8 protein-coding genes are annotated in these 12,635 nt (G+C 66.6%); 4 read left to right on the forward strand and 4 right to left on the reverse strand.

Translation table 11 applies throughout. The annotated features are described in order from the left end of the window. Positions 1 to 8: 8 nt before the first annotated feature. Entirely contained in the window at positions 9 to 2,384 is a 2,376-nt protein-coding gene (locus tag VFV19_18390) for a hypothetical protein (GenBank protein HEX4826275.1), read from the reverse strand. Positions 2,385 to 2,980: 596 nt separating this feature from the next. Between VFV19_18390 and VFV19_18395 the strand changes: the two genes are divergently transcribed. Further along, positions 2,981 to 5,479 (forward strand): prolyl oligopeptidase family serine peptidase, encoded by a 2,499-nt coding sequence (locus VFV19_18395; protein ID HEX4826276.1) that lies wholly within the window; start codon positions 2,981 to 2,983, stop codon positions 5,477 to 5,479. Between the two features lie 9 nt (positions 5,480 to 5,488). Here the strand turns inward: VFV19_18395 and VFV19_18400 are convergent, their stop codons facing one another. Genes VFV19_18400 through VFV19_18410 form a run of 3 tightly spaced genes read right to left on the reverse strand, consistent with a single transcriptional unit; the run spans position 5,489 to position 8,277 of the window. Beyond that, positions 5,489 to 5,890 (reverse strand): septal ring lytic transglycosylase RlpA family protein, encoded by a 402-nt coding sequence (locus tag VFV19_18400; GenBank protein ID HEX4826277.1) that lies wholly within the window; start codon positions 5,888 to 5,890, stop codon positions 5,489 to 5,491. Positions 5,891 to 5,942: 52 nt separating this feature from the next. Continuing rightward, on the reverse strand, positions 5,943 to 7,208 hold the full coding sequence (locus VFV19_18405; GenBank protein HEX4826278.1) for a crosslink repair DNA glycosylase YcaQ family protein: 1,266 nt from the start codon (positions 7,206 to 7,208) through the stop codon (positions 5,943 to 5,945). A gap of 7 nt (positions 7,209 to 7,215) precedes the next feature. Continuing rightward, positions 7,216 to 8,277 carry a family 16 glycoside hydrolase gene (locus tag VFV19_18410; protein HEX4826279.1) on the reverse strand — a complete coding sequence of 354 codons (1,062 nt, stop codon included), beginning with the start codon at positions 8,275 to 8,277 and terminating at the stop codon, positions 7,216 to 7,218. Between the two features lie 55 nt (positions 8,278 to 8,332). On the opposite strand from VFV19_18410, the gene VFV19_18415 reads away from it, so the two are divergent. From VFV19_18415 to VFV19_18425, 3 genes are all read left to right on the forward strand, one after another. Continuing rightward, entirely contained in the window at positions 8,333 to 10,357 is a 2,025-nt protein-coding gene (locus VFV19_18415) for a M13 family metallopeptidase (protein HEX4826280.1), read from the forward strand. A gap of 87 nt (positions 10,358 to 10,444) precedes the next feature. After that, the gene (locus VFV19_18420) at positions 10,445 to 11,122 is read left to right on the forward strand and encodes a LuxR C-terminal-related transcriptional regulator (protein ID HEX4826281.1); all 678 of its coding nucleotides are present in this window, start codon (positions 10,445 to 10,447) and stop codon (positions 11,120 to 11,122) included. A 95-nt stretch (positions 11,123 to 11,217) separates the two neighbouring features. After that, a complete protein-coding gene (locus VFV19_18425) occupies positions 11,218 to 12,630 on the forward strand; it encodes a hypothetical protein (protein ID HEX4826282.1) in 1,413 nt (470 codons plus the stop codon). Positions 12,631 to 12,635 lie beyond the last annotated feature (5 nt).

The following is a 12,635-nucleotide window of genomic DNA, read 5'->3' on the forward strand; positions in this document are numbered from 1 at the left end:
ACCCTACCTTACGGCAAGCTGTCGGTGTGGCACTTTGTTTCGTTCGGGCCCACGACCATGCAGGCCGTCCCGTTCGCCTCGTTGCAAGCGTTCGAGCTGCCGGCCGGGCCGGGCGGCTCGAAGTTGAGGCCGAGCGATTCGTTCACGAGCACGCGGTTGTGGCAGTTGTCGGTTCCGCCTCCGGAGCAGCGGCCGTTCTGGAACTGGCCGCCGTTGTTGAGGCAGTCGAGCTCACCGATGCACGCCGAGAGCTCGGCCTTTGAGGCCGTGCCGCTGGCGCACGCGGCGTTGCAGCTTGTGAACACCTCGGTGTAGAGCGGCGTGCCGGCGCAGTCCCCGCCGCCACCGCTGATGAGGCAGTTCAGCGCGCCGGCGGTGAGCTGCCGGGCGAGCTGAGCGGTCGGCGAGCCCTGGACCGCGACGCACATCGCCTCGGTGGACGATGCGGCGTCGTTGACGTCCGTCGTGCCGTCCGCTGGGTTCGTGTCGGGGCTGTCGATCTTCTGGCCGCAGATCGTGATGAAGTCGGCGGCGGTGTGATCGGCGCAATTCCCGTCGGCGCAGTCGAGGACGGCAGCGGTGATGTTGACGCTACCCTTCTTCTCCACACCGGCGTGCGTTCCCCAGAACCCAGGCGTCCTGCAAATCGCCGGAGTGCAGCCCTCCGGCGGCGGGTTGGGAGTCGTATGGATGCAACCCTGCTCCGGATCGCAGGAATCATCCGTACAAGGGTTGTTGTCGTCGCAGAAGCTCGGTGGCTTCGGCGTGTAGACGCACCCGGTCGCCGGGTTGCACGTGTCGACCGTACAGACGTTGTTGTCGTTGCAAACCATCGGCGTGTGGACGCATCCCGTCGACGGGTTGCACGTGTCGGTCGTGCACGCGTTGCTGTCGTCGCACGAGATCGTCGTGTGGACGCAGCCTGTCGACGGGTTGCAGCTGTCGCTCGTGCACGCGTTGTGGTCGTCGCAGAAGCTCGGCGGCTCCGTGGTGTGGGTGCACCCCGTGGCCGGGTTGCAGCTGTCCGCCGTGCAGGCGTTGCCGTCGTCGCAGGACGTCGGCGTGTGGACGCATCCCGTCGCCGGGTTGCAACTGTCGTTCGTGCACGCGTTGCTGTCGTCGCAGCTGGTCGGCGTGTGAACGCATCCCGTCGCCGGGTTGCAGCTGTCGTTCGTGCACGCGTTGCTGTCGTTGCAGCTGACGGGCGTGTGAACGCATCCCGTCGCCGGGCTACAGCTGTCGTTCGTGCACGCGTTGCCGTCGTCGCAGCCGACAGGTGTGTAAACGCACCCCGTCGCCGGATTGCAGCTGTCGCTCGTGCAGGAGTTGTTGTCGTTGCAGGTGACGGGCGTGTGAACGCATCCCGTCGCCGGGTTGCAGCTGTCGTTCGTGCAGGCGTTGTCGTCGTCACAGCTGGTCGGCGTGTGGACGCAACCTGTCGCCGGATTGCAGCTGTCGTCGGTGCACGCGTTGCTGTCGTTGCAGGTGACGGGCGTGTGAACGCACCCCGTCGCCGGGTTGCAGCTGTCGTTCGTGCAGGCGTTGTCGTCGTCACAGCTGACAGGTTTGTAGACACATCCCGTCGCGGGGTTGCAAGTGTCGTCCGTGCACGCGCTGCCGTCGTTACAGGTGATGGGCGTATGGACGCATCCCGTCGCGGGGTTGCAGCTGTCCTCCGTGCAAGCGTTGCCGTCGTCGCAGCCGACGGGCGTGTGGACGCACCCCGTCGCCGGGTTGCAGCTGTCGTTCGTGCAGGCGTTGCTGTCGTCGCAGCTGGTCGGCGTGTGGACGCAACCTGTCGCCGGGTTGCAGCTGTCGTTCGTGCAGGCATTGCCGTCGTCGCAGTTGAGCGGGGTCCCCGGAACGCACTGCGCCGTCGACGCGTTGCAGGTCTCGATCCCGTTGCATGCGTTGCCGTCGTTGCACGGAGGGCAAGTCAGCGTGATCGCCGCCGTGCCCCCCGCCTGGGACGTCAGCGTGCTGTCACACACGCCGTCCGTGTTCGCGAGCTGGGCGATGTTGGCCGGCGTCCCGTCGCTTCCGGTCTCGGCGACCAGGACATCGAAGGAGAAGGTGCATCCCACGGTGTCGGCGAAATCGAGAGGAGGGCCGAAGCTGAACTTGATGTCGAACGGATCGGTCGTGTCGGCGGTCGGCAGCGAGGGACAGTTGGATGTCGCAAGGTTGCCGACGTATTCGATCGCCGGCGGCGCCCCCGGGACCGATCCCGGATCCGGCGTGCAGACACCGCCGGTGACGCTGGTGCACGCGGGAAAGAAATCGACCTGTGTGAATGTTTGATTGTCCGGAGCGCCCCCGTCCTCGCTCGGTCCGTTGGTGACCGTCAGGCTCATCCTCACGGTCTGGCCGACGACGCGGTTCAAGTTGTCTCCATTGGGAAACCCGATGATCAATGTCGAGTTGCAGACGGTTTGCGCTTGCGCTGGTGTCGAGAGTGCCGCGCCGACCGTCAAGACACAGATCACCGGCGTGGTACACGTCAGGATGCGTGCAAGCTTTGGAATAAGTCGTGCCATTGACATCTCCTCGAGGTCTTAGCAGTGAGCAGAAAACGTTGTTTCGGATTCCACCCCTCGCAAAATTTGTAGACTCCTTTCTGCACACTCGTGACACCCCGGTAACGAGTTCGAGCGTGCTCGAGACAACCCTCTTCGCTCTCCGAACTTTTTCTGAAGCCGTGCTGTTCCCGATCCGCTTGCGGACGGAAAGCCAGCAGGCGACGTGCCACTCGCGTTAACACAACGACGCGATTCGTTAACGGCGTGTGACCACGCGCGATCGCGACGGATTAGCCGCGGTCGATGACGAGATCTCGACGCGTGCGGTGCGGTGAGCGGCGGTCAACCCGTGCACGTCGAAGCGCTCACCGCTCGCCGTGCGATGTCCCTGATGCGCCTTGCCGTGCCACGACGTGAGCACTGTCTCCGAGGAGGCCATCACGCGTGCTAACCTCCGGCTCATGCGCCCTCACATCTTCGTCGTCGTCTTGCTCGTGGTCTCCGCGTCGACATCGCAACCGATCCGCTGCGGCTACGACAAGCCGCCGCAGAACGTTCTCGACGTCCTGCATGCGCCGGCGCCACCGAGCCCTCAGGTCAGCCCGCAGGCCGACCGGATCTTGCTCGTGTCATGGGTCCGATACCCGCCGATCGCGCAGGTCGCCGAGCCGTTCCTCCGTCTCGCCGGTGTGCGCGTCGAGCCGCGCACGAGACGCAAGCACGACACGCGCGGCGGGTACGGGATCGCGCCGTGCGCGCAGCAGCTCACGCTGGTCGACGTCGCCACCGGGAAAGAATCTCCGGTCGCGTTGCCGCCGGGCGGTTGCGCCGATGCGTTCACCTGGTCCGCCGACGGGAAGCGATTCGCCTTTCGGAACACCTCGACCGATGCCGTCGAGCTCTGGGTCGGCGATGCCGCGACCGCGTCCACCAAGCGTCTCGGCGATGCGCGGCTGAACCCGATGCTGGGCAGCTCGCTGCAGTGGATGCCCGACCAGGACACGTTGCTCGTCAAGCTCGTGCCGGCGGATGCTGGGCCCGCGCCCGCGGGATCGGCCGATACGGACGGTCCGAGCATTCAGGAGACGAAGGGTCAAACGGGCGAGAGCAGCACCTATGAGACGCGCGACACGCTGAACGGCAAGCACGACGAAGATCTCTTCGATTACTACGCGACGAGCCAGCTCGCCTTCGTCGACGCGGGATCGGGAGCGGTGGTGCGGCTCGGAGCGCCGGCCATCATCTCCGGCGTCGAGCCCTCGCCCGACGGCCAGGACTTGCTCGTCACCACGGTCCACAAGCCTTACTCCTACGTGACGACTTACGTGAACTTCCCGCACGACGAAGAGCTGTGGGACCGCACCGGCAGGAAGATCAAGACGGTGGCCCGGCTGCCGCTCGCCGATCGTGTTCCGATTGCGGGCGTGCCGACGGGCCCGCGCGATCTCGGGTGGCGCCCGACCGAGCCCGCGACCCTGGTGTGGGCCGAGGCGCTCGACGGAGGCGATTGGAACGTCACCGTGCCGGCGCGCGACAAGGTCATGACGCTCGCCGCTCCGTTCAGCGCCGAGCCTCGCGAGATCCTACGGACCGAGCAGCGCTTCGTCGGCGCCGACTGGTTCGAGCAGCGCGGCAAGGCGATGATCACCGAGCACGACGAGAACAAGCACTGGCGCAAGGTCTCCGTCCTCGATGTGGATCACAAGGAGACCGCACGGTCGGTCATCTGGGACATGTCGAGCGACGAGCGTTACAAGGATCCCGGCCGCCCCATCTTCAAGATATTGCCGAACGGCCAGTGGGTCGTGCGCCAGGATGCGGGCACGATCTTTCTCAGCGGTAACGGCGCCTCGGTCGACGGGAACCGTCCTTTCCTCGACCGCTTCGATCTCGAGACGAAAACGACCGCGCGCCTGTTCCGCAGCGACAAGACGGCGCTCGAGAGGTTCCTCGCGTTCACGGACGGGACGAACCGCGCGTTCCTGACCTGGCGCCAATCGCGGACCGATCCGCCGAATGCGATGGTCAGGACGCTCGGCGATCGTGCGGCGCCGGTGCCGGGCGAGGCCACGTTCGCGTCGGCGGCGCGCGCGGTCACGCACGTTCCCGATCCGACACCCGCCGTACGCGGGATCAAGCAGCAGCTCGTCAAGTACAAACGGCGGGATGGGACTCAGCTCTCGTTCACGCTGCTGACACCGCCCGGATATGAACCGGGTACGCGCATCCCGGCAATCCTCTACGCGTATCCGCTGGACTACGCGAGCGCGTCGACGGCCGGACAGGTCAGCGGCTCGGAGCAGGAGTTCATGGTGCTGGACGACTACCGGCTGCTCCTGCTGTCGGGCTACGCGATCATCGACAGGGCCGCGTTCCCGGTCGTGGGCGATCCCAAGAAAGCGTACGACACCTACCTCGAGCAGCTCGAGGACGACGCGCGCGCCGCGGTCGACGCGGCGGTCGAGACGGGCGTCGTCGATCGCGATCGCATCGGCGTCACGGGGCACAGCCACGGCGCGATGATGACGGCGAATCTGATCGCGCACACCGATCTGTTCCGCGCCGGGGCGGCGACGAGCGGCGCCTACAACAAGACCCTCACGCCGTTCGGCTTCCAGAACGAGCGCCGCTCGGTCTGGAAGGGCCGCGACGTCTACCTGAAGGTGTCGCCGTTCTTCTTCGCCGACAAGATCAAGCTGCCGCTCCTCATCGTGCACGGCACGGACGACGCCAATCCGGGGACGACGCCGCTCCAGGCCGTCACGCTCTACGAGGCGATCCGCGGCAACGGCGGCACCGCGCGGCTCGTGATGCTCCCGCACGAGCCTCACTGGTACTCGTCGATGGAATCGAACGAGCAGCTCGCCTACGAGGAGCTGAACTGGTTCGACACGTACGTCAAGAACGCGCCGCCTCGCATCAAGACGGAGCCGCCGCCGGAGACTCGAAGCACGAACTAGGCTCGGCGATCACCCGCGATCGATCACGGTGATCTCGACCCGGGCGGCGCCGCGCCGGACGAACCCGAGCTGCCTCGCGGCCTCGTAGGACAGGTCGATGATCCGATCGTGACGGAACGGCCCGCGATCGTTGATCCGAACCTTCACCGACTTGCCGCTCTCGATGTCGGTCACCCTCACGATCGTGCCGAACGGCAACGTGCGGTGGGCGGCGGTCAACGCATGCATGTCGAAGCGCTCACCGTTCGCCGTGCGCTCGCCCTGGTGCGCCTTTCCGTACCAGGAGGCCAGTCCCTTCTCCGAGTGGCCATGCTCGATCGACGCCGGCGAGGTCGCGGGTGCTTTCTGCTGCGCGCAGGCGCCGGCGAGCACGATCGAGACGAAGACGTTCGGCAGCAGTTTCCGGCGCATCGCATCAACGATCGGCTCCCCGGGCCGGGAAGGCAAACGGCGATGGCGCCTCCTACGCAAAGCGACGTCGCAGAGACGCGGCCATAGCCGGGGGCGAGACGCGACCGAGCGTGATCGTCTCGGCGCCGACGAAGGTGGCCAGCGATCGAAACGCGTCCGCGGCACCGTCGAGCGCGAGGTCGCGGTCGAGAGAACCCCAGTCGGCCGCGGGAGGTCGCTTGCCCCGAGCGAACCAGGGCTCGAAGTGGATCTGCCGGATCTCGAGGAGACGCTCGGCGCGGTGAGTCTTGGCGTCGATCCTCCCGATCAGCTGGCCGTCATGGAAGAGCGGGAGCACGTAGTAGCCGTGCACCCGCTTGTGGCCCGGGGTGTAGACCTCGACGCGGTAGTCGAAGCCGAACAGGCGCTGGGCGCGCTCGCGGTGCCACAGGAACGAATCGAACGGCGCGAGCAGTGTGGTGCCGCGCGCGGCCACGCGCCGCTGTGCGGCGGCGCGCAGCGCCGGGAGATCGTCGGCGAGGGCGAACCACGGTGTCGTGCCGTGCTCGACGGCGACCTCGACGACTTCGCCGGCCGCGAGCGCCTCGGCGAGCGCCTTGCGGCGCTCCCGGATCTCCGTCCGAGGGAAGGTGAGGTACATGCGGAGATCGGTCGCCGTCGCGGCACCCATCGCATGCAGGGACCGGCGCAGGTGCCAGCGGCGGAACTCGTCGGCGCGCGGCGGCTCGGCAGCGAGCGCCTCACCCATGACCCTTGGCGCCAGATCGAAGCGCTTCTGGAAGTGAACCCGTGAATGGATCATCGTGCGCCCGCTCATCCACAGGTAATCGAGCGCGTGCGTGGCCGGCTTCCAATTCCACCATCCGCCGCCGCGCCGCTTGCGATCGTTTCCGAAGTCGGCGTTCCCGAGCGGTCCGCGGGTCGTGATCTCGGCCTCGACCTGGGCGACGAGCGCCGCGTTCTTCCTGAGCCATTTCCCCCAAGCCCGGCTGCGGAGCGAATAGTCGAGCATCGCCCGCCGCCAGTGGCCGAAATGATCGGTCGGCACCAGGCAGGCCGCGTGAGCCCAGTACTCGAACATCGCGCGCCGCTCGTAGACGAGACGGTCGAGGACACGACGGTCGTACGGTCCGAAGCGGCTCCACACGGTCAGGTAGTGCGCGCGGTCGATCACGTTGATCGAGTCGAGCTGGATTCCACCCGTGTCGGAGGCGAACCGGACGAGGTTGCGCTCCGTCAGCCGCCGCCGGCGCGGGTCGCGGAGATGCTGGCGCTCGAGGAACAGCGCGGCCACGGCGCGGAGAGGAATCTTTGCCATGCGCCGTTCAATGTAACGGCACTTTTCGCTGCGCGACCCATGTTCCGTCGGCCCGGCCTTCGACGCGCATCCGTCCCTTGGCCGAGTCGCCGTCGATCCAGAAGAACAGGAACGCGCGCACCGGACCGGGCGCCCCCTGACGGCTTCCCTTCGGCCAATCCCCGGCGAACGAGAGCTCGACGTAACCGTTCCGCCACGTTCCGGTGACGGGAAGAGCGTCGCCGAGGGAACCGGACCAGGTTCCCGTCACGACGGTCCCCTCGCGGCGCAGGTCCATGGTCCCGGTGATGGGGCCGGCGTCGCTCCCCGATTGCGCCTCCCAGGTGCCGCCCACGTCGGACCCGTTCTTCACATCTTGCGGCGGCGCGGGGACGATGCGCACATTCGAGAAGTACGCTTCTTCGTCGGTGTATCCCCACAATCCGATCGCGCCGTGGAGATCCTCGCCCTTGAGGCCGTCGACGACGAGGCTGGGCAGCGTGGAACCATTGAGGTAGAGCTTGGCGACGCGGCCGGCGACTTCGATGCGCAGCTTGAACCACGTCTCCATCGCGAGCGTGGCATTGGACTCGTACTGCGACGGCCACTCCCGGCGCAGCCGGTACCAGCCGAAGTCCGGCTCCGACACGTACTGGACCGTGTGGTTCCGCTTGGACTGATCCGCGGCGTCCGAGTTTCCCGGGCGCACGTAGAACAGCTCGTAGTGCGACGCGTCCGCTCGCGCGCGGAAGGCGATGCCGACGAACCCGGGATATCGCATCCCCGGCGGCGTCGTCGGTTTGAGCGCAATGTCCGCCTCGATCACCCCGTCCTGGAAGTCGGTTCCAGGCAGGAGCACGGGGCCGGCGCGGTCTTCGCCGTCGACGGTGATCTTCACGCATCGACGGCCCTTGTAGGTCACCGCCTCCGCTTTCACGCCTCGAGCCTGGAGGCCCGAGGTGTCGCGGAGCGGAAACATCTGCACGCCGGTCTGTGCGGAAGCCAAGGTCCATCCGCCCGCCAGCACCACCGCCATCCATCGTTTGCGCATGACCTGGCGTACGGCCTGCGGCTCCCCGAGTTTCGTCACGCGCCCGCGAAACCGATCTCGTGTCCCCGCCGTATGATGCGCAGGGGGAAATCGCATGCGACTTCAACGAGCGGGGTCCATCGTCTTCGTGCTTTCGATCACGGCCACGGCCTTCGCGGCGGACCTGCGCGGCATCGAGGTCGGCGATCTCGACCGCACGGCCGATCCGTGCACCGACTTCTTTCAGTACGCGAACGGAACCTGGCGCGCGAACAATCCCATTCCGTCGTACATGGATCGCTGGAGCCGCCGCTGGGCCTCGGGAGAGATCAACAAGGATCAGCTCCACGCGATCCTCGACGACGTCAGCGCCCGCAAGGACTGGCCGGCGGGAAGCCCCGAGCAGCTCATCGGGGACATGTACGGCGCCTGCATGGATCAGGGCGCGATCGACAAGCGAGGGTTGGACCCGGCGAAACCGATGCTGGCGGAGATCGATGGAATCAAGGACCGAGCCGCGCTCGTCAAGGTCATCGGACACTTCCAGGATCTGGGCATCGCCGCGCCGTTCGGAATCGCGGCCTCCCCCGACAATCACGATCCGACGCACGTGATCGGGGACGTCTTCGCGGCCGGGCTCGGCATGCCCGACCGGGACTACTACCTCAAGCCGGAGAAGCGCTTCGCCGAGGCCCGCGAGAAGTATCGCGAGCACGTGAAGAAGATGTTCGCGCTCGCGGGGCAGGACGCGGCCGCGGCGCAGAAGTCCTCCGACACCGTCTTCGCGTTCGAGAAGCAGCTCGCCCAGATCTCGCTCGACAACGTCGCGCTGCGCGATCCGGCCGCGACCGACCACAAGACCGAGTTCAAGGATCTCGTCAAGATGACGCCGAGCTTCGACTGGGCGGCCTACTTCATGGGCGCGAAGATCCCCGCGGTCGCGCTCAACGTGCAGCAGCCGAAGTTCATGAAGGAGGTCGACCGGCAGCTCGCGAAGGCGCCCCTTCCCACATGGAAGACCTACCTGACCTGGCAGTTCCTCCACGCATCGTCCGGCGCGCTCTCCGCTCCGTTCGAGGAAGAGAGCTTCGCGTTCTACGGTAAGTATCTCAGCGGCGCGACGGAGATGAAGCCGCGCTGGAAGCGCTGCGTCGAGAACGTGGACGGCCTCCTCGGTGAGGCGCTCGGAAGAAAGTACGTCGAGAAGAATTTCCCTCCCGAAGCGAAGGCGCGCATGCAGGAGATGGTGAAGAACATCCTGCTCGCGCTGAAGGACAGGATCAACGGCCTTCCCTGGATGGAGGACGCGACCAAGCAGAAGGCGCTCGCCAAGCTCGCGACGTTCAACCCCAAGATCGGCTACCCGGACAAGTGGAAGACGTACGCCGGCGTCACGGTGACGCGCGACTCGTTCTGGAACGCCGTCGAGTCGGCGTCGCGATGGGGCGTTGGCGACAGCTACGCCACGATCGGCAAGCCGGTCGATCGCGGGCGCTGGGGCATGACGCCTCCCACCTCGAACGCGTACTACAACCCGCTCATGAACGAGATCGTGTTCCCCGCCGGCATTCTCCAGCCGCCCGCGTTCTCGGTCGAAGAGACGGATGCGGTGAACTACGGCGCGATCGGCGTCGTCATCGGCCACGAGGTCAGCCACGGCTTCGACGACCAGGGAGCGCAGTACGACGCCCAGGGACAGCTCAAGAACTGGTGGACCGCGGGTGACCTCAAAAAGTTCCAAGCCCAGGGTCAGTGCGTCGTCGATCAGTTCGAGGGCTACTTCATCGAGCCCGGCATCCACCACAACGGCAGGCTGGTGCTCGGCGAGTCGATCGGCGATCTCGCCGGTGCGAAGCTCGCCTTCCTCGCGTACGAGAAGTCGCGCGAAGGGAAGCCGCCGGAGCCCACGATCGACGGCTTCACCCCCGAGCAGCAGTTCTTCATCTCGTGGGGACAGTGGCGCGGCGACGAGACGCGCCCCGAGACGCAGCGCCGCATGGTCCAGGGCGATCCGCACCCGGTCGCCAAGTACCGCGTCAACGGCCCGCTCTCGAACATCCCCGCGTTCCAGCAGGCGTTCGCGTGCAAGCAGGACGCCGCGATGGTGCGGCCGGCGGAGAAGCGCTGCGAGGTCTGGTAGGCGCGGTTGCCGGGCCGGGGGTGGGGTGTTAGCCTCGCCGCGCGGCCGCGGGGGCGGACTCGCCTCGTGGTCTGCGCGGAGTCTCGGATGGCCGGACCGTTCACGTTTCCGCATCCGATCGGCACGATCTTGGACGCGCTGGTCACGTCCCCGGATCCCGTTTTCGTCACCGACCGGTCGAATCGGATCGTCTGGTGGAACGCGAGCGCCGAGCATCTCCTGGGGTTCAAGGCGCACGAGGTGCTGGGACTGCCGTGCGCGGCGATGCTCCAGGGATGCGATGCCCACGGGAACCGCTATTGCTCCGACAATTGCCCGATCACGCAGCTCGCGATGAGGCACGAGCCTGTCCGGAACTTCGAGCTGACGCTCCGCGCGAAGGGCGATCGTGAGCTCGACACGGACGTCAGCGTGCTTCATCTGGCCGCGCCGCCTCCCGACTTGTTCTTCCTCGCGCACATCGTCCGGCCTTCACGACGCCGGGAGAAGAGAGCGCCCGAGCGGTCTTCCGAGGAGACTCCCCCGCCGCGACCGACCCTTTTGACCGTCCGCGAGTCCGACGACGCGCGGGCCAGGAAGCTCACGGCGCGCGAGATCGAGGTGCTGGGCATGCTTGCGGCCGGCAACCCCACGGCCGAGATCGCGTCGCGATTGAGCATCTCGGCGCTGACGGTCCGCAACCACGTCCAGAACATCCTCGACAAGCTCGAGCTGCACTCCAAGACCGAGGCCGTCGCCTTCGCGTTCCAAAAGCACCTGATCTAGTGCGTTCTCACCACTGAATTTGATGCGTCCGCCGGATGGTGCGGCGGGCGGCTCAGGGGCGATCCTCCCTCCCGTCCAGGGAAAGGAGCGATTCGATGAGCCACGCCCGACCGATCGCACGCTGTCTGACGCTCGCCATGGTCTCCTTCGCCGTCGTCCTCGGAGCGCACCGACCGGCCTCCGCGATCCCGGCATTCGCGCGCAAGTACCAGACGTCCTGTCAGACGTGCCACGTCGTGTTTCCGAAGCTGAACCCGTTCGGAGAGGCCTTCCGCCTGAACGGTTACCGCATGCCCGCCGAGACCGAGGAGGAGATCAAGGAGACGCCGGTCTCGCTCGGCTCGGAGGCCTACAAGAAGACGTGGCCTTCGATGGTCTACCCGAGCACGATCCCCGGACACGTTCCCCTCGCGATCAACATCAAGATGGCCGACGTCTACGCGTCCCAGACCGACGGGACGAACCGCACGATCACGAGGAACGACTTCCAGTTCCCCCAGGAGGTCAACCTCTTCGCCGCGGGGACGTTCGGCGACACCTTCGGCTATCTCGCCGAGCTGACGTTCGAGAACGGGGCCGGGGTGAGCATCGAGCGCGCGCAGCTCACCGCGAACTCCCTCTTCGGCGCCGGGCACGCCGTCAACTTCAAGGTCGGCATGTTCGCGCCCGACCTGGAGGACGGCTTCCACGAGATGTGGCTGATGACGAACAACGGCATCGACTCGTTGTTCACCTACAACCCGATCGGCCCGAACGGGGGGACGGGGACCGCGGAGGAGGGGGGCGGCATCTCGCTCCCCGAGAACGTCAAGGCGATCGAGTTCTACGGGGTGGCGAAGCACCGGCTCTTCTATACGCTCGGCGTCACCGATGGGCTCGGGCAGGTCTCGACCGATCCCGGCTCCAACCCGCAGAGCACCGGCAACGACGTCCACAGCGCGAAAGACTGGTACGCGCGCGTGGACTACAAGTTCGGCGGCATGGGTCTCGACGGCGACACGACCGGGAAGACCCTGCCGCCCGAGAACTGGCGGGAGAGCTCCGTGCGCGTCGGCCTGCTCGGCTACTACGGGACCGGAAACGACGTCGTGTTCCACGAGTTCGACGATCTCGGCAACCCGACGTTCGACGTGATCGATCGCCGCTACGTCCGCGCCGGGCTCTACGCCTCGTGGCTCTGGCGCGATCTCAACGTCTTCGGCGTCTACCTCCACGGCAAGGACGATCTGACGACGACCGATCTCACGACCGCCGCGGTGACCCAGCCCAACCCAACCTACGACGCCTGGTTCGTCCAGGCCGACTACGTGATCCGGCCGCCTTTCCAGGTGTCGCTCCGGTACGAGGACGTCGCGCCGGGCGACCCCTCCGCGGCGTCGATCCGCGTCGGCAATGCGAACTTCACCTATCTCATCGTCGCGAACATGAAGCTCATGCTCGAGTACCAGCGCGACCTTCACGAGTCGAAGAACTACAACGCCGCCGCCGTCCTGCGGTTCGCGTTCTAGGAGGA

It is taken from the genome of Candidatus Polarisedimenticolaceae bacterium, from assembly GCA_036275915.1.
Taxonomy (GTDB): Bacteria; Acidobacteriota; Polarisedimenticolia; order Polarisedimenticolales; family DASRJG01; genus DASRJG01.